The following is a 25,100-nucleotide window of genomic DNA, read 5'->3' as shown; positions in this document are numbered from 1 at the left end:
TCTTCCTCTCAGCATTCGATCACGTTGACCGCCAGGCCCCCGCGCGAAGTTTCCTTGTATTTCGTTTTCATGTCGGCACCCGTTTCACGCATCGTCTTGATGACCTTGTCGAGCGAAACGTAGTGCTTGCCGTTGCCCCTGAGCGCCATCCGGGCAGCGTTGACGGCCTTTACCGCGCCCATGGCGTTGCGCTCGATGCATGGAATCTGCACGAGGCCGCCCACCGGATCGCAGGTCATGCCCAGGTTGTGCTCCATGCCGATTTCAGCGGCGTTCTCCACCTGCTCCGGCGTCCCGCCCAGGACTGCCGCGAGCGCGCCCGCCGCCATCGAGCACGCCACGCCCACCTCGCCTTGGCAGCCCACCTCGGCACCGGAAATGGACGCGTTCTCCTTGTAAAGCAGGCCGATCGCGGCGGCGGTCAGAAGAAACGTGACTGCGCCGTTATCGTCTGAGCCGGGTACGAACTTCGTGTAGTACTGCAGCACGGCCGGGATGATGCCCGCGGCGCCGTTGGTCGGCGCGGTCACGATTCGTCCGCCCGCGGCGTTCTCCTCGTTCACGGCCATCGCATAGAGGTTGATCCAGTCGATCATCGAAAGCGGATCGCGCAGGCACTCTTCCGACTGCGCTTTCAACTGCTGAAAAACCGCGGAAGCGCGCCGCCGCACTTTGAGCGGACCGGGCAGCGTGCCTTCGATCGCACAGCCGCGTGCAATCGATGCCGCCATCACGTCGCGAATCGTCAGGAGGCCCGCGCGCACGGCGTCGGGCGAGCGCCACGTGCACTCATTGGCCACCATCACATCGGCGATCGACAGGCCGCTTTCGCCGCACAGCCGCAACAGATCCACGCCGGTCCGGAACGGATACGGCACGTCGTCGGTGCCCGGCAGGCCATTGAGCCGCTCCCCGGCATCGTTGACCACAAAGCCGCCGCCCACCGAGTAGTACGCCTGAGTATCGAGCACCGATCCGTTCGTATCGAGCGCCGTAAAGCGCATGCCATTGGGATGCAGCGGCAATACCTCGCGCCGCAGAAAGGCAATCTGCGTCTTTTCGTCGAAGGCGATGCGGCGCTCGCCCGCCAGGTCGAGTTCCTTCGCCGCGCGGATGGCGGCGAGGCGCTGTTCCGCATAGTCGGGATCGATCGTATCGGGCAGGTTGCCCTCGAGACCGAGTAGTACCGCCTTGTCGGTACCGTGCCCCTTGCCGGTTGCACCAAGCGATCCAAACAGCTCGATACGCATCGAGCCCAGACGAGCAAGCACGGAACGATCGCGCAAACGTCCGGCAAACTTGCACGCGGCGATCATCGGTCCCACGGTGTGCGAACTGGATGGACCGATGCCGATCTTGAACAGGTCGAAGGTGCTCACGTTCATGGCGTCCTCACAGACCCTGATAGACCGGATACCGCGCGCACAGCTTCGCCACCTCGTCACGCACACGGCCTTCCACCTGCGCGTCGCCCAGGTGATCGAGCACGTCACAGATCAGTCGCGCCGTCATTGCGGCGTCGTCCTCGCCGAAACCGCGCGTGGTGATCGCGGGAGTACCGATACGGATTCCGCTCGTAACGAAAGGCGATTGCGGGTCGTTGGGCACGGCGTTCTTGTTGACGGTGATATGCGAGCGACCGAGCGCGGCATCCGCGTCCTTGCCGGTCATGCCCTTTGCCACGAGACTGACAAGAAAGAGGTGGTCGTCGGTGCCGCCGGATATGACCTCGTAGCCGCGCGCGGTGAAGACTTCCACCATGGCCCGTGCATTGGCGAGCGTCTGCGCCTGGTAAGCCTTGAATTCGGCGCTTTGCGCCTCCCTGAATGCAACGGCCTTGGCGGCAATCACGTGCATCAGCGGACCGCCCTGTGTGCCCGGAAACACTGTCGCATTGAGCTTTTTCTCGATATCCGTGTTGGCGCGCCCGAGAATCAGGCCACCGCGCGGGCCGCGCAGCGTCTTGTGCGTGGTGGTGGTCACCACGTCGGCAAACGGCACCGGGTTCGGATACAGTCCCGCGGCGACGAGACCGGCGACGTGCGCCATGTCTACGAAGAGGAAGGCCCCCACCTTGTCGGCAATTGCGCGAAAGCGCGCGAAATCGAGTACGCGTGAGTAGGCGGAGAAGCCGGCTACGATCATGCGCGGACGATGCTCGAGCGCAAGGCGCTCGACCTCGTCGTAATCGATCAGGCCGGTGCTGGCGTCGACACCATATTGGACCGCGTTGAAGATCTTCCCGGAAAACGAAACCTTCGCCCCATGCGTGAGATGCCCGCCGTGCGCGAGACTCATGCCCAGAATCGTGTCACCTGGCGAGAGCAAGGCGAGGTACACGGCCGCGTTGGCCTGCGACCCGCTATGGGGCTGCACGTTCGCGAAATCGGCCCCAAACAGCGCTTTGGCACGCGCAATCGCCAGCTGCTCGACCACATCGACATGCTCGCAGCCGCCGTAGTAGCGCTTGCCAGGATAGCCCTCCGCATACTTGTTGGTCAGCACCGAGCCCTGTGCCTCGAGCACGCGCGGGCTCGTGTAATTCTCCGATGCGATCAGCTCGATATGCGCTTCCTGGCGCGCGCGCTCGAGGCGCATCGCCTCCGCGAGATCCGGATCGAATCCGGCGATGGTTTGTTCCCTGGAAAACACGCTGGCGTCTCCTGTCGATCCGGAGCCGGCGCTTTGGCTTTCGACCCGGGCTCGCGCTCAAGCGCGTCCCCCGGGTTCCAGGCAAAGTACTGGCTCCGGTCCCATGCAAGATGGTTGCTGTCAATAAGAAAACCCGCGACGCACGCCGCGGGGCGGCACTGTCCTGTCAGCCCTTGATGATGTTGTGCTCGGGGCCGTACGGGAAGGCCGTGATGTTGGTGGCGCCTTGTTCACCGACCACCAGGATGTCGTGCTCACGGTAGCCGCCGGCGCCCGGCTGCCCCTCGGGCAGCATGATCATCGGCTCCATCGAGACGACCATGTTCGGCTCCAGAATGGTGTCAATGTCTTCGCGCAGTTCGAGCCCTGCCTCACGGCCGTAGTAGTGGGACAGCACGCCGAACGAGTGGCCATAGCCGAACGTGCGGTACTGCAGCAGCCCGTATTCCGCGTAGATTTTGTTCAGTTCCTGCGCGATATCGCCGCAGCGCGCGCCCGGCTTGATCAGCTTCAGGCCGGCTTCGTGCACTTCGACGTTAACCTTCCAGAGACGCAGGTGCTCGTCGGGGCAATGATCGAAGAACATCGTGCGTTCCAGCGCCGTGTAGTAGCCGGCGATCATCGAGAAGCAGTTCAGGCTGAGAATGTCGCCCTTTTGCACCTTGCGCGTCGTGACCGGATTGTGTGCGCCATCGGTATTGATGCCCGACTGGAACCACGTCCACGTGTCCATTAATTCCGAATCGGGAAAACGGCGCGCGATTTCGCGCACCATCGCCTGCGTGGAGGCGAGCGCAACCTCGTGCTCGGGCACGCCTTCGCGCACCGCCGCCGCGAGCGCGGCGCCGCCGATATCGCACACGTTCGCGCCATGCTTGATGAGCGCAATCTCCTCATCGGACTTGATCATGCGCATGCGCATCGTCTGTGCGCCAATGTCGACAAACTCGACCGACGGCAGCGCCGCCTTCAGCTTCGAGAGCACTTCGACGGGCACATGATCGAACTCGATGCCCACACGGCCCTTGTTGTCGATCTCGCCCTGCACGGCGCGAAAGAAGTTATCGCGCTGCCAGTCTGTATAGACCACGTTGTAGTCGCCGACCGTACGCCGCCACGGCTGGCCGCCGTCGATGTTGGCCGAGATCGAGACGACCTTGGACGACGTAACCACGAGACCGTACTTTCTGCCGAACGAGCAGTAGAGAAAGTCCGAGTAGTAGTTGATGTTGTGATACGACGTGAAAAGCACCGCGTCGATATTCTCGCGCGCCATCAGCTCGCGCAGCTTGCGTTGGCGGATTGCGTACTCCGCATCGGAAAAGGTGTGCTTCACCTTCTCGCCATTCTCGATTCGAATCAGGTTCTCCATCTTCATGTGCTCGCTCCTGGGTGAAAAAGCGTGGTGGGTGTGAGCAGATGTTAGAAGTTCGGGAATTTGGAGAATTTCCGAAATGGACAACGTCGTTCCCGAATTGGCCAAATCGGGTTAACCATGAAATCGATCGTTCGCTTGCCTGCGTGTGTGGAGAGCCTGCGCTTGCACGCCTCGGCGCCGTACGCCGAGGTTGTGTCAATTTTTAGTGCCGATACGCGACGGGCGTATCCTGCCGCGATCTCTGAATGGCTACAGCGCGTTCTGATAGCGACGCCGGTCGGCGATCGGGGAGATCTGGAATTGCGCCTTGTAGCGCGTGGAGAAGTGGGTCGTCGACGTGAAACCGGTGCGCGCGCACACGTCCTCAAGCGAAGTTGCCGTGCGGTACAGAAGCTGCCGGGCGCGCAGAAGACGAATCTCGAGGTACGCCTCAGCTGGCGATTTGCCAAGGCGCTCCTGGAACCAGCGCTGGAGTTGCCGCTGCGAGACCCGCAGATGAGACGCAATCTCCGGCACGGCAATCGGCTCTTCGACGTTGCTTTCCATGATTTGCAATGCCTCGTCGAGCTTCTCATGCTCCGCGCCGATATATTGACGCAACGAAGTCTGCTGTCGATATTCGCGACTGCGCGGCTCCGCGACCAGCAATTCGAGCACACGCGCCGCGAGTGCCTGGCTGCCCGGCGGATTCGCCAGCAGATGCACCATCAAGTCAAGCGGTGCCACGCCACCGCTGCAGGTATAGCGATCCCGGTCGATTTCGAACAGCCGCGTGGAAACTGTCAGCTTGGGAAACTGCTCCATCAACACGTCCTGGTCTTCCCAGTGAATCGTGCAACGGTATCCATTCAGCAATCCAGCACGCGCCAGAAAATAGCTGCCGGTGTCGAGCCCGCCAAGCGCCGCGCCCTTGCCCGCCTGCCTGCGCAGCCAGTCCACAACGGCGCCAATCCCCCTTTTCGGAATGGGATTCGGCCCGACAACGAACACCACGTCAAAAGGCGCGCTGTCCGCCATCGAGACGTCGGGGACCACCCGGATACCGTCACTCGATGGAACGAACTCGTCGCCTGAGCCGATCAGGCTGTAGTCATAGACGCGCCGTCCTATGATCATGTTGGCTATCCGAAGCGGATCAATGGCGGAGCCAAGCGCAATCAGGGAAAAATTCTCGCGCAACAGGAAGCCGTAACGCATGACACGCAGATCGTGCATGCCGTCACGTACCTTTGACGGTGGCGATTGCCTGGGTAGGGTCGTTGACATCGGAAGATCGGTTTGACAGCGGAAAGGGGCCGGTTGGATTGCAGCATCTTAGCGTTGGCCCTTGCAGCCGGCAATTTCCCGCCCGGCGGTGGGTGCCCGGGGCAGGTCTGAATGTGGATGATGCCCGCGCGGCGGCCGGCCAGTTCAACCCGGCGCGTGAGCGTCACCACTCGTTTCCCGCGCTTGAGTCAAGCGCCGTCGGCACCATCGGCGTCAATGAATCCGGCGCAACGCCCTGACAGCTGTTTGCTTGAAGTCAGCGCTGCCTTCTGCGGAAGTCCAGGGCAAGCGCGAAAGGCATTACAGAAACGATAAAAACCGCCCTCGCGAAGCATTCAGCCTCCTTGACGAAGGGACTAAAAGCTAAAACTGCCGAAACGGCCGCCCCGAGGAAAAATGCAATCGAGCGCATTACTTAGGTATCGAAAGTTAAAGCATCGTTGACGGAGGATAGGCCCCTTATCTTCGGTCAGCGGAACAAGCGGTCCGACGAGACGTCGTGAGGCTCCGGATGCGACCATCCCGTCATGCGCTTCGAAACCCGTGACGCGACGTGCGTTTTTCGCGCCGCCCCGGAAAGAGGCAGACTCGCGCCCCGCCGTTGCCGCCTGTACCCCGCCACGCAGCCCGCTTGACCTCATGCATCGATGGCAACTTTTGCCTTGCATTCCCGAATAAATACTCACCTGGCATCCGGCTGCCTGGCTTCAGGGTGTCGACAGGCGACGGTCAAGACGAGCTGGCGTCCTCGGTGGCCTGCGGGCCTGCAGGCGGGTTTGGGGTAGGAAAGCGGAGAGCTGGGTGGCTGGAAGACGGTTAGTTGCGATACTCGCCAGCCTGCGCGGCACCCGCATTTGACAGAATCCCGCATTATCAACGTTTGAACATGGGGGACGGACCGGGCGCCGCCCACCGGGACCCCACCCTCGCACACAAAATATTAATAATATAAATCAACAGGTTACGTCATTTTTTAATGTGACCTCTCAGGTTTCGCCTAATATTTAAGCGTGCGTGCGGCCCCCGACCCACGCACACGCTCCAAGCCCGCGCCCCTGTGCGGGCGTTTTTTCGTCGGGCGCGAACGCACGCGCCTGACTCGGAGCGCGCCTGGGCCCGCATATCCTGGGCGTTCGTCCGTGCAACCGCCCGTTAACGTTGGTGAGCACTCACCGTGCATTCCACGCATCCCGGGGACCGACAGCGCGCCGCGGCATACGCATAAGTTGAACTGCGTCACGCGGGCCTGCACGGCCGGGACGGCGCCAGCCCCCTGCTCCACCAGGCGGCCTTCCAGGTTTCATCCCCGGCTGGTCATTGCCTGCTTCCACCTGGCTTCATTCCGACCCGCGCCAGCTCGCGTTGCTGATGCGGCCGCCCTCTCCCGCCTGCCGGACACATCGGGGTCGTTTCGAAAACAGCTGAGCCGTTCGATCGCGACGGATCGTAGACGTTGATCCGCCAAGGCAAGGCCAGCGCGTGCCGACAATGAGGGGGCTGAGAGCTCGATCAACTGAAGATCCTGCCCGAACCTTGCGTACCCGCAATGTCCGTGGACGCCTGAGTGCGTGGTTTTTTCGGTGCAGGACGCCATTGCATTGAAACAGTCGGCCAGTTCCTCGCGGCACACAACGTCCGGGGGTTCGCGTGCGGCGCCTTGCCCATTAGAGGCAGCTGTCGACAATTTTTGCAATCCTGATGATTTAACGCTTTCCCGCGTCATCACCCACAGCCTCATCTGGCGCTCACTGGGCGCCGCCATGCGGGCCGCATCGGCGATGGTATGCAGCACGACGATGCGCTCCTGCCTGGCGCAGCTGGACCACGGCGATGCGATCGGGAGGAGGCGGCTCACGCACTGCACGCTATCTGGCGCGCTGCGCTGAATCACGCGGAACAGTGCCACTCGAAGGCGTTCGTGGCCGCACGTCAGGAAGCCCTCGCCACATCGACCGCGAAGTGACGATCTATGACCCTCTTCTCCTGGGCGTCCACTAACATGCCGGTCGTAGAACAAGGGTTTATGCCAAATGGATATCCGCATGCCCAGTGAAACCGGATTGCGCGAGCAGTATGCAAACCTCCAGCAGCGCTCGCTGCTTCTTGATGCGCTCGGCCCGTCGCGTGTTGGTCATTTATCCGCTGCGATGGGCGTTGTTGCAGAAATTGGGGCGCTTCCAGGTGGACTGACGTTTACGTGCAACGCTCGGGTTGACCAGGATGTTAACTTCGCATCGAGCTGCGTAGATTCTCGATTTTTTCCCCGAGAAGATGCGCAAGGACGAACGCAAGGCCAGCGAACCCAAAGGGGTGTACCGCGTCAGGAACTGGCGGGATTACAACGCGGGCTTGATCGCAAGAGGCGATGTAACCATGTGGATTGATGAAGGCGTACTGACGCAGGTACCCGAGGCTGGCCCGACCAGGCACGGCCGACCGCGTGTCTACAGCGATGCAGCGATCCAGATGCTGCTCAGTCTCAAGCAAGTCTTTCATCTGCCGCTGCGCGCACTGCAAGGCTTCGCCCAGAGCTTGCGCAAGCTCGCCTTTCCGAGCTTGCCGGTACCCAACTACACGACCTTGAGCCGTCGCGCCCAGACCCTCAAGGTCGCGCTGCCGGCGCAACGTCCCCATGAGCCCATGCACCTCGTGATCGACAGCACCGGGCTGAAGGTTTACGGCGAAGGCGAGTGGAAGGTGCGCAAGCATGGCTGGTCCAAGCGTCGCACCTGGCGCAAGGTGCACCTCGCGATGGATGCGAACACAGGCCAGATCTGCGCCGCGCTGATGACCCATCAGGACGAAGGCGATGGCGAAGTGTTGCCCGATCTGCTCGACCAGATTCCGGCTGATGTAATGATCGATACCATCGCAGGCGATGGCGCTTACGACACCAAGCCTTGTCACGCGCAGATCGCCGCGCGTGGCGCCAGCCCGTCGATTCCGCCGCGCGAGGGAGCGAAGCCGTGGCCAGACCGCACGCCCGGCGCCACCTGGCGCAATGCAGCTATTGCCGCTATCGAAGGAAGCAGCAGGCGCGAATGGAAGCAGGCGAGCGGCTACCACCGGCGATCGCTCGCCGAGACCTTGATGTACCGGCTCAAGGTACTCACGGGCTCCTGTCTGTGGGCGCGCGCGACGGGCTCGCAAGCCACCGAGGTATCAATCCGTGCGGGTGTACTCAATCGCATGGTAGCCCTCGCTCGCCCGCAGTCCGTCCGTATCGCCTGAGATTGAGAGCACACAGATCATGTCGTCTCTACGCCTGATTTACGCAACAACGCCGCTGCGATGCAGTCGTCGCCGGATGGTGAAGAAGCGTCAGCAGTGCATCTGCGGGTGCTGAAAGAGGCAACCGACGAGGCGATGCTTGCCGTCAAGGACTACCACGGTGCGCTGCCTTTCGTCGAAACTGCCCACTCCCTGCTCGAAAGCCTCGCCAGACCTCCTGCCTTCGCCGACGACACGGAGCAATGGCACAGCGAAATACTGGCGCGCCTGCAAGAGGTGCTGGACAGGGCCGCCGATATGATCGCCGAAGGAGAAGCACATCTGGAGCGCTCGCGGCGTGTGCAACTCCAGGACATTCCCTGGATGAATTCGAACAGGTACTTGTTTGCCGGGTAATACTGTCGAAGTAGTGTTCGCTGAACGGCCCATGCGAGAGCTTCGAAGGAACGCTTCCATTAGAAACGGAAGCTGTACGGTGTACTCAAGAAAAGTTTTTTATCTTATAGATAGGACACCTAACCGTATCTATCGCAGTATCTCCTGTTCGACGAGCCCACGGCCACCTCGCTATTCCGAATATCATTCACCCACCCGGTTATGGTCTCAAGCGTCGCAATAGGTTGACGTTGCCCGCGATTTTCGCATCCGCTAACCGAGCACTTATTATGCCGCTTCCTTTCGCTGTGCGGCGTGCCAGTCTTGTTCAAATTGCATCGGACTGACGTAATTCAACGTCGAGTGCAAGCGCGAATGATTGTAGAAGCTCAACCAGTCGATTACCTCGTCCATCGCTTCGCGACGCGTCGCAAAGCGTTTGCCGTGGATGCGCGCCTGCTTCAGCGATCCCCACAGGCTTTCGGTCGGTGCGTTGTCCCAACAATTTGCTCGGCGACTCATCGAGCTTTGCATGCCGTAGCTCTTGAGCAGGTCCTGAAACTCGGCGCTGCAATATTGGCTCCCACGGTCGCTGTGCACGATCAGACCGGTCTCGGGGCGACGACGGAACCACGCCATACGCAACGCGTCAGAAACCAGCTCCGTGCGCATGTGCGGCTTGAGCGACCAGCCCACGACCTGGCGGCTAAACAGATCCAGGATGACCGTCAGGTACAGCCAGCCCTCGTCGGTCCACAGATACGTGATGTCTGTCGTCCAGACCTGATCGGGCTTCGCCGGCGAGAAGTCGCGTTGCAGCAGGTTCGGTGCGACCGGAAGGTTGTGGCTGCTGTCTGTCGTGGCCTTGAAGCGGCGTTTGGTCCGCGCCTTGATGCCATGCAGCTTCATCAGCCGTTGAACCCGGTCCTTGCTCACGCGAATGCCTTGCGCAAGCAGCTTTTTCCACACGCGCGGCCAGCCGTACTCGCCTTTGGATTCGGCGTGCACGGCCTTGATGTGGACCAGCAACGCATCGTTGCTGATACGTCGGCGCGGCCGATCAGGATCAACGTCTCGGGCCTTGCGGTTGTGATAACCACTGGGGCTGACACCCAGCGCCTCACAGGCCACGGATACCGGCCATTGTCGGCTGTGCCGCTCAATCCAGGCATACTTCACGCCGACCTCTTCGCGAAGTATGCCGTCGCTTTTCCCAGGATGTCGCGCTCCATGCGCAGCTTCGCGTTCTCTGCCCTGAGTCGCGCAATTTCCATCTGTTCGGCCGATACCTGTTTGCCTGCGCCAGCGAGCTTGCCAGCCTCGTCAGCCTTGAGCCAGCTGTTTAGCGTCTGCGTACTGATGCCCAGAATCTTTGCCACCGCCGCCTGGCTCTGGCCGTTACGCACCATGCGAACCGCCTCAACCTTGAATTCCAGCGTGTACCGCGCCCTCGGGTTACCCATTGCTCAATCCTCCGTCACTGAAGTTTTACACACTCTCAATAACGGATACGTTTTTCGAGGGCAAGGTCAAGGTCGCCGGTTATTCGTGATCCTGTAAACGTGTTAACCGGATGAGACGCCCCAGCGTGGAGTCAGTCCTCGAAAGGACAAGGTAGCAGGTGCCCGTCGTCGTCAGGGTCACAGCCGATCAAATGTGACGACACAATTCAGGGCACGACGGAGCCGTTCTACCCGCCGCCGCGCATTGCGCGCGTCGTTGTGTGTGCGACCAGGCATTATGAAGCGGGAGCACCAGTCGTTTTCCATTGCTGGAACGATAGCGGTTTTGCTGCGAGCACGCCTTTTGGGCGTCTCATCCGTACCCCACATCGGTCTCCCCCGCCCTGCGCGGCAGAGAGCGTGCGGCGCAGGCTATGGGGAGGTCGTCAGCTTCAAGTTCGGTCGCAACTCGTGCGTAACCGTTTCACGTTGTCCCTTGCGTTGATCGGACACCTGTTCGATGCCGGCCTTCCGAACCTCCTCGCAGAACGCTATGCGTGAGCGGTAATAGTCAGCCTGCAATTGCGCATCCATGACCCGCTGTTCGGCCTGGAACAGCGCCATGCGCAATTCTCCGAGCGCGCGCTCAGCCTGCTTCTCCGGCGTTGCGGCATTGTGTGCAATCAGGTTTGCAAGCCATCGCAGCATGGATGAACCCTCCTGTCCTCGATTCCGCGATCGCACGCATCAGACGCCTGCCACGCGCGAACTGGAGTTGCGAAAAGTCTATCAGAGTCGCGAACGGCGGGAGCGATCCTGGCACCTACCCGGTGGACAGCGCGAGGGCGACCAGTTCGAAGGTGGGCCATGCCGTGTTGGGTTACGGATCCGTTCGGCTACGGAAGCCGGGCCGCAAACGCGCGGCGCTGCAACCGGCTTCCACTGCGAGTCGAATCCCCGCAAACGTTGCGGAAGGCGGCCGCCAGATGACATTGACCACCCGCAGGGAATACGAGCGACCGGTGGGACGGACAAGGTGCACGGCTATGGTTCTTCAAGTGTTTTACCGGCTGCGATGCCTGTACAACAGTCACGCTACGATCGAACAGATTTCCTCTGTACTCGCCCTGTCGACATACCCCGGCCGTCTCGGCCAGAAACCGCAGCCTGCGCTCGATGACTGGCTCGATGCGACCACCACCTTCAATTTTTCTGCGCTCTTTTTCCTGCCCAACATGTACTCCCTGATTTTCCATTTCGTCGCATTCTGATCGGGGCCCTCGCTGGCGTCAGGCGCCTCCAGCCTGAAGTTCAGCCGGGATTCGTCAACCCGCCCCATCCCGATCCCGCTGCGCACATTGAAAGCGAAATCAGCCGTCGGATCAGGCGGTGCGGCACAGCGCCCAAATTCACCCGCGGCGTTTCGCGGATTTCGCCGTGGCAGGCGCAGCACGTGCAGTGGGCTTTTTAGACGCAGCCGGACGGGTCGCCTGCGTTGCGCCGGAGCCGGTTTTTGCTTTCGCATTTTTCGGGGCGGCAGGACGGCGCTCTACGTCCAGCGGCGCGACCTTGGCTTTGGCTTTGCTTTCGACCTTACCCTTGGGTGCCGATTTCGCAGTCGCGGACGACTTCGGTGTCGTCGACTTCGGTGTCGTCGACTTCGGTGTCGTCGACTTCGGTGTCGTCGACTTTGGTGTCGTCGACTTTGGTGTCGTCGACTTCGGTGCTGTCGACTTCGGTGCTGTCGACTTCGGTGCTGTCGACTTCGGTGTCGTCGACTTCGGTGTCGTGACTTCGACTGTCTGCGAGCTGACTGCTTTGCGCGTGCGCTTGCCCCGCACCCTGGGCGGATCAGCAAGGGGTTCCATGTCGATATCGATACCGAACACGTCGCCCAGATCTGCATTGTCAAGCAACCTGCCGGACGCCGGGACGGCGCCTGCCCCGGGCAGATTCGCATCGGTGCTATTGACGAGTTCGGTGGGGTCAACGCCACGTAACGTAAAGAGCAATTCGGGCTGCTGGTCGAGCCGTGCGCCGATGCCATAGAGTACGGCGGCGACGTGCTTGCACATCGCCGCCCAATCCAGACAATTGCAACCGAGTTTGATGTCTTTCGGCGCGGGAAAAAGCCCGGTTCCCGGCTTGCAGATGCGCCCCATCACCGCGGCCGACAGCTTGCCCTGCAGCAATTCGACCATGGAGTCAATCGAGGACGCACAGTCGGCGCTCAAGTCGCGCCACTGTTTTTCCGGGCAGGCTGCGACATCAATTTCGATCTCGTACAGGCTGGACCCCATGACCTGCGCACGGATCCTGCCCGTCGTAATCTGCAGGTCGATCACCGAACCATTGCGCACGTACGTGCGACCGCGTGGCAGGCGACTTTCGTAGTCGCTGTAGTGCTCCAGGTTATCGCACCACGCCTTGCCCCAGAAGGTCTTCGCGATGGCCCCGCGATACGGCGCAATGGGTGACAGCGTCTTGCCAGCTTTGGTCGCCCTGGCGACCAGCTGCCCGGCTTTTTTCCTGCGTTCGGCCACCGGAACGTAAGGTTTCCATCCACCGAAGTTAGCCATCTGCGTTCTTTCCCATGATCAGTTTTCCTGCGCGGAGTGAATATCGAGCCTGACAAGATCGAGCAACTCGCGGTCACCCATCTCGGTCAGCAGCAGTTCCGCGCCCCCTTCAAGCACATCCTTCACCAGTTGCTGCTTCGTTTCGATCAGCTGATCAATCCGGTCCTCGACCGTACCCTGGCAAACGAACTTGTGCACGAGGACATTCCTGCGCTGGCCGATACGAAATGCCCGATCCGTCGCCTGATTTTCGACCGCCGGATTCCACCAGCGATCGAAGTGAATCACGTGGGACGCGGCGGTGAGATTCAGCCCCGCTCCGCCCGCCTTGAGCGAGAGCACAAAGAACGGCACCGATTCGTCCTCCTGGAACTGCCTGACCAGTTCGCGCCGTTTGGCTACGGGTGTGCCCCCATGGAGAATCAGGCCCTCGCGGCCGAAAAGCGATCCGAGGAATGCGGCAAGGGGCTCAGTGGTTTCCCGGAATTGCGTAAAGACCAGGACCTTTTCCTGTTTCGCCGCGATCACGTCGACGAGCTCGCGCAGCCGTGCAAATTTGCCGCTGGCTTCCGGCTTCCACGCCGCATCGCCCAACCACTGGGACGGATGGTTGCAGATCTGCTTGAAGCGCATCAGGTAGCTCAATACGATCCCCTTGCGTTCAATACCGTCGGTGCCATCGAGCGCCGCCGCCAGGTCCTTGACCGCGCGTTCATACAGGGCGGCCTGGATGGGGCTCAGGTGACACCATGCCTTGAGTTCGGTTTTTTCAGGGAGATCGGCGATCACGCGCCGGTCCGTTTTCAGGCGACGCAGAATGTAGGGCCGCACGAGGTTTCGAAGCGGGCCGAAGTGCTCCATTTTCGCCAGACGCCGGGTGAGCCCGGCAAAGTCCTTCGCCGAGCCCAGCAGGCCGGGATGCGTGAAGTCGAAAATGGACCACAGGTCCGACAGGCGATTTTCCACCGGGGTGCCCGTCAGGGCGATGCGTGAGCGGGCCTGCAGCTTCTTGACCTGTTTCGTCTGCCGGGCGCCGGGATTCTTGATCGCCTGGGCCTCGTCGACAATCGCGACGCGCCACTGCATCGACTCCAGAACCGGCTGACGCAGCAGCGACCCGAAACTGGTAATGACGAGGTCGGTCTGCATGAGATTCGTGCTGTCCAGGACGCGCAGTTCTTCCGCTGGCGTCACAGACGGGTGCGCCACCAGCACGCGCAGACCCGGCGCGAAACGTGCCGCTTCCGCAGCCCAGTTGGCCAGCAGTGAGGCCGGTGCGACCAGCAGGCTCGGGCGCGGGGCGCCCAGATCGCGCTTGAGAATCAGCAACAGGGAGAGCACCTGCATCGTCTTCCCGAGGCCCATGTCGTCGGCCAGACACGCTCCCAGCCCCAGCTGGCTGAGCAGGTAGAGCCACTGCACCCCCGCCTGCTGGTAAGGTCGAAGCTGCGCTCTCAGGTCGACGCCGGGATCGACCTGCGCCAGCCCTTCCGGCTGGCGCAACTGCCGCAGCGTCTCGGCCAGCCAGTCGCCTGCCACGACCTGCGCCCAGTCGCGCTCGTCGGAGCCTTCGGTTTCATCGCCGGACACGCCTGCCAGTAGACGCAAGGCATCGTTCAACGGCAGCCCCGCCTGCGCGGCCTGCTCGAGACCTTCAAAACGCTGGAGCAGGCGGCCGAGCTTTTTCGTGTCCACCTCAATCCAGCGCCCGCGAATCCACTGCAGACCGTCGGCGCCCTTGAGCAGACTCCGGATCTCGGCCGGACTGAGCGCTTCGCCATCGAGCGACACCTCCATCCTGAAGTCGAGCAGCGCTTCCCTGCCAAGGAGCGATGGTGGCTGCGTCCCGACACTCGCCCTGACCGCGGGTCGCGCAGGACGGCCCGTCGCCCAGGTCGCCGGTAGCCGGACCCTGATGCCGGCAGATTCCAGCGCCGGCAGATCGGAGAGAAGACGCCAGGCGTCAGTCGGCATCCAGCGCAGCGGGTGGTAGATTTCGCGCGACTCGAGCATCGCGCGCAGCCAGTCACAGCGTTCAGCGGCGCGCTGAACCGGCATCAGGAGAGAGAGCAGCTGCGCCTTGTTGCGCGCCTCGGAAAACTCTTCGAGCGCCCGCGAAAGCGGTTGATGCTGTGTCTTGCCATGGGCTGACAGGCGCGCCGCGTACGTAGCCAGGAACGCGAATGGTGCTTCGGGGTCCTTGCGGTTTTCGGCAAGGTTGAAATGAACACGGCCCACCAGATTCCAGGCAGGATGACGCGACCTCAGGAATGCCTGAAGCGACGCTCCCGAACCTGCCAGCTCGTCACGCAAGGCGCCATCGATTTCGCCCCACAGTGCCGCCAGGACATCCGGGGTGAGATATTCCGCGCCCGCCATGGGTGGCGCATCGTCGATCAGCCTGTCGAAGTCCGCCCTGTCCGGTTGGGCAACCGCGACTTCCCCACCTTCTGGCGTGGTGCACAGGGCCGTGACATAGCGGGCCCCCAGGTCGCGCCACCATGCCCAGGCGGGCGGCAATGCTCGCCCGATGGTCGCGCTTCCCAGATAGAGCAGCCCATGACCTGGGCCGCGCGTGAAGGCCGCGCCCAGCGCGACGTCATCGGGCAAGGCCGGCGCATCGACGTCCGGCGCGGCAAGCAGGTGGCCGGCCGGTGTGATTCTTGGCGAGAGGCGATCGGTATCGGTCAAGGACATGGACAGTTGATGGGAAAGTCGCGGGTTCGCATGCAGGCGGGAGACAGACCCGCAAGGAGATCACGTATCGCCTGCGCCGTGGGGAGTCTGCCCACGCCGCGCAAGGGCTAGCCCTTCCGGGAGCGCCAGGCGGATTCTGGCACCGGGCGCGCTCAGTGTTTCGGCGCGGGTGCCGGCCCGTCTCCGGTTACCGGCGCAATGCCGTGCGTGCTGATCGTGCTCCATGCTTCGGCCAGCGCAGCCCCATCGGTCGGGAACGGCTCGTCCCAGACCGTGGACGTTCCAGACGCGTCGATGATTTCCAGTATCCATCCGTCGCGGCCATCATCGTCGGCGCGATAGATGTGCACGTCGACAGACGTGCCACCACGCGTGATGCGCGTAGCCAGCGGGGACAATGCCAGCGGATGAAACGCTTCGTCCGTCACCCGGCCAAGCGAATCGACAAGGAACACATCTTTGGACACGCTCCCGTTCCGGGCGTCCAGATTCCCCGGCGTGGTTTGCGTCGCCGTCCTGGCTTTCGGCGATGAACCCGCCGGGACCGTGCCGGGGTGCTCTCCCTGCTCCATCAATCTGCGACGTTCTTCACACCCGTGGCGATGGATATTGAGTGCCGAGGCCGCAAGCTGGAGTACGAACGACCGGCGTTGCTCAACCGTGTAGTCACGGCGCGCCAGTTCCTGGTATCCGGAGGCTGTGCCGAACAGCAGGATGATATTGAACCACCAGGGGTGTCGTTCGATCAGCGGCTCCCACGCCTCCCGGTCGATGTCGATGCCCTTGCAATACCCTTCGCACCATTCGTCGAGGACGGGAACCTCTTCGCCCTTGTATACGCGCGTGTGCAGCGGGAGTTCGAACAGGTCGGGGCATTGATTCAGGGTGTCGTTGATGTCGTTCCAGTACTGAAAGATCAGTCCGGTGACCTTGCGAGCGCGACCTGCTGACAGGAATCCGGGTTGACGGGTTGCGTGCCTGGCATCCCAGATCCACGGAAGAATCGCGCCCGGCAAGATCACGTTCGGTCCGGAAATGACGGCAGTCAGAAAACCATGCAACATGACCGCATCCATCGCATCGCTGCAAACGGCATTGCCCGAAAGAAAGCGTTCGAGAAAATCCAGCTCTTCGTCAGTCAGCGGATCGTTGAGTTCGGGATCGGGATGATCGAATTTCATGGTATTTCCATGCGGTATGTGGCAACCGCGAGGCTGTCCGCCCGCGCTGCCATTGCCGCCGACGTTCGGCGCAACGCCGCGGTTCCAGGACGCATTCCCGGCCAACCGCACAGTGCCGGCATTTTACCCGAGGCGTGATGCGCAATCCCGACGCCGGATCGACACGCGACGAACGTTCTGGCTGGCGAGCCGACTTGCGAATGGTTCATCCTCGCTGCGCTCAATCAAGACGTCGCAGCCATACAACTTCGGCTGCGCCAGCAGTGCGCCACGGGCGCGATATCCACCTGCCTGAAGACCCCAGTTTTTCGCACTCCGCCGGTGTTGGGCGCGGAATTGCCGAAGACAGTTAGTCGCGTTTCCCGGCCCGATAGCCACCGCATGTGGCAGTGGACGGCCGTTTGACAGTTGGGCCCGGTAATGTCGAAAAACGCGCACGGCACGGTGGTGTCCCCTCGCCAAGAGATTTCAAGGCATGAGCAGGAGCCGGACGAGCAACCGCCTATCGGCATCATCCTGTGCGCCGGAAAGAAGCAAGAACAGATCGAGTTGCTCGAGCTGGGCAAGAGCGGGACTCATCTCGCGGAATATCTGACGGTACTCCCGCCGCGCGAGGCACTGGAAGCCAAGCTGCATCAGTCAATTCAGGCTGCTCGTTCGCGCCTGCAGGATGATCGCAACCGCTAGGGGGGGCAAATCCACGGGCCGAGAAGATTCATGGCAGTGCATATCGCGACTACTTACTGGTGCGGTGGTCCTAGAGAAGCGACAGGCGCTTGACAGACCCGGCTCGGCCTATCGAATGTCGCTACGACGCTCGACTATGGTCTTTGACATGGATCTGTCAGGGCAGTGAGCCAAAGCGACCGCTTCAAGACCTGCAGTATTTCTCTTGGCGCGATTGTCATCGCGATACACGTCTGGATGAAGCCCGCCGTTGTGCCGGGGTCGGCACAAGGCGGCAAGTTACCGGAAACGTCGTTCAGACGGAACTCTCAGATCCACCGCCGCAGATTCTTTCCGCGCTGCGGAGAGAATTCACGCTCGCCTCGATTCAGCCACGTTGAACCCCGCGAAATGCGCCATGATGATCAAAACAGGCCTGCCGCGCACCTCGGCCGACGGCAGCGGTGCTAGAGCGCGATGGACGGCGCGGCAGCGCGAGCTACCACACACGGGGACGTGCTCGGAAATAATGCGACGCGATTAAAGTACAAATTACGTATCGTTCCATACGATTTTGCTGATTACCGCGTTTGACGCCGCGCTGCCTGGATTTCACCGATGTTCGTTTAACGTTCGCCTCTCGGCGCCGTGAAACAATTTGCGTCGGTTAGGCTGTAACCCCTATCGCGTAAGGGTTTGCAGACATCAAAATTTACAGTCCGAATGTTTCACGACGCGACCCTTTTCTCGTCTGCGTAATCAATTCGCCCAACAATTCGCGTACCGAGGGCATCTGATCGGGCACACCGTCTCTGCGGTTATCGGTTAGGCGGATTTCCGTGCCGCTGGCACGCCGATACGCGTCTCAATTGTCAGATTGAAGAGCAGATGGTTAGTTGCATCACATGACCACCCGTTCCGCCGTGTCGTGTGTGCGGCGCCGACCGTTCGCTTCGCGTCGAAATTCGGTGGGCCAGTGGATCGTCAATGGATGTCCGAGCACCACAATGATCCAACGTCCTTCAAGCGCCCTATGCTCCGAATGCTAGCTTAGCCACGTCGCCCCGGGCTCATGCTCTGGCGTCGTCCGATGAAGACTGGGAGCGAGAGAGGAAACAGGACCAGTGCAACGTAAGCTCGCATCTTTGGCCTCTCGGAAGGCCAGCCGGTGCACAGCAAACTTGGCGCCGTTGCTGAGCCAATCTTGGGGGAGCGTGTCGTTCTCGCGGAGGCGAATCCCCACGCTTTGGAGAATTCCGTCTGTTGCCCGAAAATAGGCCCGGTGCCGTTCTATGGCGGATTGTAGAGAGCTGGGCGGCGAAGGCATTTGCTCGCCACTTTCTGCTATAGAGCAGCTACTGCTGCAACCCCATTCGCGTACGTTGAATTGACGTATGCAAGGCCCCTAGCGGGTGCATTGTCCGCACCGCGAGTCGAAAGCGCGGGCAGCTTCAGGAGCGACCCGGCCAGGATGAAATTTGTTCAATGCAAACGAACGCCGATCCGACCTCAGCTCCTCTCGCTAGGTGCGCACCGCGCCCCGCCGCCCCAGACTGCTATGTCATCCTGCGCGGCACATGGATTCGGCGAAGCAATGCGAGATCGAATGTGACGGCCTGGGTGTGCGAACCAGGCGACTCCGACGTACGCCCGTCGCGCTCGAAACCATTGGATTGAAAGGCCAGAGACTCGCGATGATTTTGGCACCCTTGGCAGCGCCAGCCACAGGTGGGTTGACGTTCACAGGTACCGCTACCAATGGTGCCCTTGTTGCTATTGTTGCCGCCCCGCGCAAGCGCCCGTGCTCACCCAAAATCCAGCGCCAGCTAGCGTCAGTCCGACTGTTCCGACATTATCCGGGGGTACCTTTGCCTAATTCGTGAATCCCCGACACTATCCCCGGGACAGGGCAGTTTGACCCGCTGTCGAGCATGGCGTAAGACATAGCGCCTGTTCGGATCTTCGTTGCGTTGCCAATCAAGTACCGTAATCTTCCGGGCAGCGTCGCCAAATGACATTGCCAAGGTGCAGACTGGGACACTCGGGCCTTGTGTCTCCATTGGAGACACTCGGGGGAGAGCCGCGCGATCCATCAGTACGGTGACTCTGGATTAGACCATGCTCCCCCCGAATGGGGCTACGGGATACGAGTCGGGAGAGCGTGCCCGCGTTTGTCTCCAATGGAGACACAAAAAAGCCCGAACTCGGTCGGGCTTAAGAGGATACTAACCGGAAGAAGCATCGTCCGAAAATAACTGCGCGATAAGCGCACGTATTTGTTTCTCCCTATCCTCTGTCAGCATCCCCGCCTTAATTTTGACAGTGAATCCGACAGCGTCCTTCGTAATGGATCCGGCCTGACTCTTCCCGGCAAAAATCTTTTCGATCTTGCGATCACTGACACCTCCGTCAGATTTGCCATCGCCTTCCACTTCCTGCTTAATTGATCGAGCGAGCTTGGTCTGGTCGAGATCTCCAGACACAACTTTGACCCAAACGCTCCGGGCAATCTCAAGCGCTCGAGCATCCTTCTCGCGAAGGACAGACACCACATCTTGCGCGGCGTGCGCACCAAGCAATCGCGGTTGGATATTCAGATCCTTGATGACGAAATCGGGCAAGTCGCCAAACGCGAGGTAACGGTAAAGCTCCGAACGTGAAATCCCCAACGCCTCTGCCATACGCTTACGATTCGGGAACTCCCTTTCCGTCTGGCGGACTGAACGCGAAATTTCATAATCCGAGAGGTCCTCGCGCGCCACGTTTTCGACAAGTGCCAGCATCGCCATCTCCTCGTCCGAGAGATCGATGATGACAACCTTGATCGTTTCCTTCCCGATCATCTTGTGCGCGCGCCAACGTCGCTCCCCGGCGACTATCTGATAACCCGCAGCCACCCGACGCACGACAATCGGCTGGACCAGGCCGGCCTCCCGAATCGATTCGGCGAGCTGCGTCAGTTTCGCCTCATTAAACAACTGTCGAGGCTGCCACGGATTAGGAACGATCTCGGATAACGCGACCTCCGACGCCGCTCCGGTCTTCTCCAGCTCGATGATCCGCTGTTGCGCGACTGCCAAGGCACCTGCCATGCCAGGCGCAGTCCGTGGGCTCGTCGCTTTTTCCTGCTGAGGATCGAGCTTAATGTCTTTCGCCGCACGAACCTCAGCCGTCTTATTCATCATGCGCTCACGCAGGCTGCTCATTGCCCGGCCCTCCATTGCGTCACATATTGATCATCAATCCACTTGCAGTAATCCATCAATGGTTGCTTCACCCGCGCCAGTGTCTTCGCCACAGCGTCAGCCCGCGACAGATCGAACACGGTGGAAAAGGCAAGTGCACCATTGCTCATAACAGAACTGGCCGGAACTTCCGTTGCGTGAAGCCAATCCCCATACGCCCGCTGGGACCACGAGCGCACTACGGGCGCCGACGACGTGTTGCCGTAATCGACCCTCGACAAAAGGACCGAGATGAAATCGTACGTTTTGTCGAGTTCGTGCTCGACAAATCCGTGTGCAACCTCAGCGAACAGTGACCAAAATGACACCGACGAAATGAAGTCCAGGCTCTCCGGGACCAACGGCATCACCATCGAGTCGGCCGCCATCAGACCGTTTAGCGTCATGTAGGACAGAGACGGCGCCGTATCGAGAATGATGTAATCATATTGCGCCCGTAGCGGTTCGATACCCTTGCGAAGCACCGACCAGAACTCGAAACCAGGATTAGTCTGCTGCGCCGTCGGCAGGTGAAACTCCGCGTCGTGCAGGTAGTTGTGCGCCGGGATCACGTCAAGTCCATCCCAATACGTCGTTTGAACCTTCGACGCGAGGCCACCTTCGATGCTCGGGTCGTAGATGAACGGGAGCACAGTGTCCTCCCACGTCACATCCTTCTCGGCGTACAAGCCACACAACTCCGACAGAGACGCCTGCGGGTCTAGGTCAATGACCAGTACCTTGCGTCCACGAAGACTTAAGCCCTGCCCAATGCACATCGTTGTTGTGGTCTTGCAGGAGCCGCCCTTGAAGTTTGCTGTGATCAAGACGCGCCCACGATGTTCACGCGTGCCGGTAACCAGCGGAGTCTGGTAAATGTCGGATACTTGCTGCACCCAGGTCCGTGCATCTTTCAATGAGAAGATGCGCGCTCTTCCGGTCCCATGAGCTTCCCCGGGCGGCAATTCGCCGCCTTCCTTCGTGGCCAGATAGTTGATCTTCTGGCGATCCATTCCGCACATTTCCGAGAGTTCACCGATCGTAAAGACGGGTGGCGTCTTCCGTGGCCGCGGCGCCAAGATTTGATCCCGCAGTTCATTCGCCATTACCGACAGGCGCTCGGCAAATTCCCCAAGGTTAGAGAGCTTGACGCGGCGGTCAATCCCTGGCAGCTCGCTTAGATTCATTGCGACGGTTCCTCTTTTTGTCGACGGTGAGCTGATTTCTTCACGCTCCGCGTCTGTTTCAACGGTTTTGTGTTACATCTTTGACGAACCGTAGAATACTAGGCAGAGCGCACAATTGCCATCGGAATCTTATAAAGGCAACCTTTTTCATGTCGACACCGAACAACTCCAATATATTCAATGGCTTACGTCGACCCAGAGTGAACAATCGCCGTTGTCGAAAGAACATCGCAAACGACGTGGGTCCTGAGAGTTCGCGGACCTAACACAGAACACCTCACTTTGACTGGTCAAAAGGCCGGTGTTTCGACAATTCATTCCGCACGTGCACAATTTGCCTCACCTTTCGCGGCAGCGTAAAGCGGGAGTCTCAGAACCGAATCAAGCCTCGCGGATACAGCGAAATGACCAAACAGTCGAACCTACAGTGGCTTCTGAGGCGAAATACGCAGATAGCATCACTAGCTTCGTCATCCTTTCGCCTTGCGCACCGACTCGCACGATCTTTGTTTGCGGGTTGTTAGTGAATTAATAAAAAAAAGCAAACAACAACCAACAGAAAACTCGTCGCCCATAAAATCAATGACTTAGGCGAGAGAGGTGAGGTGTTCTGTGTTAAAGGTGCTGTTGATTGAGCGCGAAGGTGAACCGTTTACCCCGGGAAGGTGAACCAGATTGAGGAGCAAGGTGAAGTATTTGGGCGGCAAGGGTGAGGCGAAATGTGAAAGGTTGAAGCTAAGGTGAGGTGTTCTGTGTCGGGCTAGGCGAAAAGGTGAGGTGATCTGTGTTGACAGGGCACCTTGCCGTCGGTACCGTACGGGTCCATATCACCTTTTGAACAACAAGCTGGAGGCCGGAATGGCGATCGCAGGGCAGGTGGCCACGTCGAGGCAACTGGCATTGGCGTTGTTCGACGACGCGAACGCCGAGGACTTGCCCGTCGAAACAGCCCGCTCTGACATTGGTTTCGCGCGAAACAATGTCCTGATTCGGATTGTTGATTTAGGGGTGGCGGCACGACGCCTAATCGACGCCGCATATTTCATTGTCGCGCAGGAAGAACGGCCTCGTGACTTGTACGAAGTGGAGTTGGATTACTTCAAGTGGCTCATGCGCTATTCGAGCCGCAACAACACGCACCTTGAACAGGTCATTACCGAAGCGCAAAGAGCGCTGATACAGGCGACAGCAGCATCGGATGCAAACGGAGAGAAACCGTTCGGTTCGGTGCAGTTGATTGGTCGCATCACATATTCAGGCGGACGCTTCCAGTTCCGCGTTCCGCCGGATCTCATCGGAATCATACGTGGCCCTGGCAAATCGCACTGGCTGAGCCTGCGCATCACGTCGCTCTTTACGCTGAGCTACGCGCGAGTTATGTACGACCACTTGCTTCCCTACGCGGACGAGGGCATGACGGACTGGCTCGCCCTTGACGAACTTCGCTCGTGGCAAGGCGCGATGGGTGCCAAGGCGCAGGAGTTTAAGTACTTCAAACGCGACTGGCTCACGCCGGCTGTCGAGCAGATCAACGAGGTTTCCGACCTCACGCTGTCGTATGAGACGCGCAACGAGCCGGGGTCTCGCAAGATAGGGCGACTAAGATTTCGCATCGCGCGCAAAGAGATCGCGGAGCGCGTACTCCATACGCACGAGCACGCTCAAGCGATCTACCAAACGCTGAAGCAGGAGTTCGGGCTCTCTAGTTCGCAGCTTAACCAGATCGCTGCCGAGCGCGACACCTACACGGACGAGCGCCTTGAACAGGCGATCGAGCGCACACGTTTCAGCCTGCAAATGGGCAAGGTATCGAAGAGTCCGGCTGGTTTCTTCATGAAAGCATTGAAGGAAAGGTGGATCATCTCTGACGCGGAGCGCAAGATGATCGAGATTCAGCAAAACATGGCGCTGAATGAGCAGCGCGAACTTGAGGTGCGAGAGCAGGCCGAGACTCGGATTGCGCTCCGGATCGCAGCACAGGATGTTCACGCGCAAGGCCAGAGAGGCGAAGAAATCCGGCGTGGATGGGAAGCATACGAAGTCGCTGGACCGAGGCAGCGAGAGGACTGGCGACGGACCTATAGGACCAGTCCAGGTGGCAAACTTACGCTCCGTCGCTTGGGTGTCGATCCAACAGGTGAACTGGCTGAAACGACTATCCAGAAGTACCCGGACTTGAAAGACGGATTCGCGAGCTACGTTTTCAACAAGACGAAGTCTGGCAAAGCGAAGACCAAATAAGGAGTCGGAAAATCGGAGTGTCCGGCACCAGTTTGCCGGCTTCCGGATTCGCCTTGACAGCGAAATGCAATAGTTGTCGATAGTCACGGCGAGGAAATCTGGAAGCACAAACGGCATCTTTGCTTGGGACTGCTTGTTTTGTGCAGACGCGAAATTCGCCGATTTCAGCGAAAATCGCCATATCCGCGCGTGCACCCTCTTGGGTGATGGCGACGGTCGGCCGCTGGGACCTGGCAGCGGCACGCGGTAAGCGTTCGTTGCCGTTCGGAGATCAGAAGTCAACTGCAGCAGGCTTAACTCGCGCGCGTCGCTTATATCGCCGTGGCCGGCGAGGACCGCGAGCCGGGTCGCTCAGAATCACCGACACGGACCACGCGATCATGTGCTCAAGCTGGGTCAGGTACGGAAGCACGATGTGGAGATCTGTCAACTCTAGACGGAGGGCCTTGCCGCTCTCTATGACGCTGAGGCGCGGTTTATCGGTCGACTCCGGTATTTCGCCCTCTGCAAGAAACCTGAGAATCTCATCGGTCGTGCGGGCATTTATCGGAACGCGAGTAGCGTTCCTTTGCAGATGGTCCACTCCGAATTCAGCAATCAGACGGCTCAGACACTCGGCGAGGCGAAATGTGATCTGTCTCGCGCCGAAGATGCCCACGATTTCTCCGGGAAGGCGCGCGGCAGCAAGGGCCTTCGACACATGGGCCCGCGATACATTCATGGCTTTCGCCAGTTCAGCTTGTGTTCGCCATAGTCCCGCCCTGGTCATCAGGCTTCGATAGAACACGCCGAACTCGTACGCATTAGCGCCCCGCGAGATCATCGCCGAGTGTTCGGCCAGCGCAGCTGCAATGTTCGCGTCTTGATTTGTCATCGGATCGTAATGTTTCGTGCAGGCGCCTGCACGCCAATTTGCCAGTTTATTAAGCAGGCCTATGAAAAATCAATGACTTAGTTGTCTTTCGATTTCGCGCTGCGTGT

General features: G+C 60.2%; 16 protein-coding genes and 1 pseudogene. 5 read left to right on the top strand and 12 right to left on the bottom strand.

Going from position 1 to position 25,100, the window contains the following annotated elements; all coding sequences use genetic code 11:
- Window positions 1-8 precede the first annotated feature (8 nt).
- From PWP93_RS15550 to PWP93_RS15535, 4 genes are all read right to left on the bottom strand, one after another.
- Window positions 9-1,385: an L-serine ammonia-lyase gene (locus tag PWP93_RS15550; protein ID WP_421028876.1), complete on the bottom strand. Its 1,377-nt coding sequence runs from the start codon at window positions 1,383-1,385 to the stop codon at window positions 9-11.
- 7 nt (window positions 1,386-1,392) lie between these two features.
- Window positions 1,393-2,652 (bottom strand): serine hydroxymethyltransferase, encoded by a 1,260-nt coding sequence (glyA, locus tag PWP93_RS15545; RefSeq protein WP_421028877.1) that lies wholly within the window; start codon window positions 2,650-2,652, stop codon window positions 1,393-1,395.
- Between the two features lie 166 nt (window positions 2,653-2,818).
- Window positions 2,819-4,030, bottom strand: coding sequence for a M24 family metallopeptidase (locus tag PWP93_RS15540; RefSeq protein ID WP_421028878.1), 1,212 nt, complete (start codon window positions 4,028-4,030; stop codon window positions 2,819-2,821).
- A gap of 249 nt (window positions 4,031-4,279) precedes the next feature.
- Entirely contained in the window at window positions 4,280-5,245 is a 966-nt protein-coding gene (locus PWP93_RS15535; RefSeq protein ID WP_421028879.1) for a GlxA family transcriptional regulator, read from the bottom strand.
- A gap of 2,322 nt (window positions 5,246-7,567) precedes the next feature.
- On the opposite strand from PWP93_RS15535, the gene PWP93_RS15530 reads away from it, so the two are divergent.
- Window positions 7,568-8,527: an IS5 family transposase gene (locus PWP93_RS15530; RefSeq protein WP_421026637.1), complete on the top strand. Its 960-nt coding sequence runs from the start codon at window positions 7,568-7,570 to the stop codon at window positions 8,525-8,527.
- Between the two features lie 60 nt (window positions 8,528-8,587).
- Entirely contained in the window at window positions 8,588-8,923 is a 336-nt protein-coding gene (locus tag PWP93_RS15525) for a hypothetical protein (RefSeq protein ID WP_421028880.1), read from the top strand.
- A gap of 267 nt (window positions 8,924-9,190) precedes the next feature.
- On the opposite strand, the gene PWP93_RS15520 is transcribed toward PWP93_RS15525, so the two are convergent.
- A protein-coding gene (locus PWP93_RS15520) for an IS3 family transposase (protein WP_421028881.1) occupies window positions 9,191-10,365 on the bottom strand; the annotation gives its coding sequence in 2 pieces (ribosomal slippage) (window positions 9,191-10,116 and window positions 10,116-10,365; 1,176 coding nt in all).
- A 411-nt stretch (window positions 10,366-10,776) separates the two neighbouring features.
- On the bottom strand, window positions 10,777-11,052 hold the full coding sequence (locus tag PWP93_RS15515; protein ID WP_421028882.1) for a hypothetical protein: 276 nt from the start codon (window positions 11,050-11,052) through the stop codon (window positions 10,777-10,779).
- 278 nt (window positions 11,053-11,330) lie between these two features.
- Here PWP93_RS15515 and PWP93_RS15510 point away from each other — a divergent pair, with 278 nt between their 5' ends.
- Window positions 11,331-11,615, top strand: coding sequence for a hypothetical protein (locus PWP93_RS15510; protein ID WP_421028883.1), 285 nt, complete (start codon window positions 11,331-11,333; stop codon window positions 11,613-11,615).
- Window positions 11,616-11,753: 138 nt separating this feature from the next.
- Here the strand turns inward: PWP93_RS15510 and PWP93_RS15505 are convergent, their stop codons facing one another.
- The 3 genes from PWP93_RS15505 to PWP93_RS15495 form a co-directional block, all read right to left on the bottom strand.
- Window positions 11,754-12,923, bottom strand: a complete 1,170-nt coding sequence (locus PWP93_RS15505) for a hypothetical protein (protein ID WP_421028884.1) — start codon at window positions 12,921-12,923, stop codon at window positions 11,754-11,756.
- 18 nt (window positions 12,924-12,941) lie between these two features.
- Window positions 12,942-15,620, bottom strand: coding sequence for a DEAD/DEAH box helicase (locus PWP93_RS15500; RefSeq protein WP_421028885.1), 2,679 nt, complete (start codon window positions 15,618-15,620; stop codon window positions 12,942-12,944).
- Between the two features lie 152 nt (window positions 15,621-15,772).
- Complete coding sequence (locus tag PWP93_RS15495; protein ID WP_421028886.1) at window positions 15,773-16,801, bottom strand: UPF0149 family protein; 1,029 nt, start codon at window positions 16,799-16,801, stop codon at window positions 15,773-15,775.
- A 465-nt stretch (window positions 16,802-17,266) separates the two neighbouring features.
- On the opposite strand from PWP93_RS15495, the pseudogene PWP93_RS15490 reads away from it, so the two are divergent.
- Window positions 17,267-17,488, top strand: a pseudogene (locus PWP93_RS15490) (DUF1016 domain-containing protein); the annotation flags it as partial.
- A gap of 2,204 nt (window positions 17,489-19,692) precedes the next feature.
- Here the strand turns inward: PWP93_RS15490 and PWP93_RS15485 are convergent.
- Entirely contained in the window at window positions 19,693-20,673 is a 981-nt protein-coding gene (locus PWP93_RS15485) for a ParB/RepB/Spo0J family partition protein (protein WP_421028887.1), read from the bottom strand.
- Window positions 20,670-21,878, bottom strand: coding sequence for a ParA family protein (locus PWP93_RS15480; RefSeq protein ID WP_421028888.1), 1,209 nt, complete (start codon window positions 21,876-21,878; stop codon window positions 20,670-20,672). The genes PWP93_RS15485 and PWP93_RS15480 overlap by 4 nt, the downstream gene beginning before the upstream one ends.
- Window positions 21,879-22,736: 858 nt before the next feature.
- Here PWP93_RS15480 and PWP93_RS15475 point away from each other — a divergent pair.
- A complete protein-coding gene (locus PWP93_RS15475; RefSeq protein WP_421028889.1) occupies window positions 22,737-24,119 on the top strand; it encodes a replication initiation protein in 1,383 nt (460 codons plus the stop codon).
- A gap of 271 nt (window positions 24,120-24,390) precedes the next feature.
- On the opposite strand, the gene PWP93_RS15470 is transcribed toward PWP93_RS15475, so the two are convergent.
- Window positions 24,391-24,993: a hypothetical protein gene (locus tag PWP93_RS15470; protein ID WP_421028890.1), complete on the bottom strand. Its 603-nt coding sequence runs from the start codon at window positions 24,991-24,993 to the stop codon at window positions 24,391-24,393.
- Window positions 24,994-25,100 lie beyond the last annotated feature (107 nt).

Source organism: Paraburkholderia sp. A1RI-2L (assembly GCF_048957375.1).
Classification (GTDB): domain Bacteria; phylum Pseudomonadota; class Gammaproteobacteria; order Burkholderiales; family Burkholderiaceae; genus Paraburkholderia.
The sequence above is the reverse complement of the archived record's forward strand: the minus strand, read 5'-3'. Positions and strand labels throughout refer to the sequence as shown.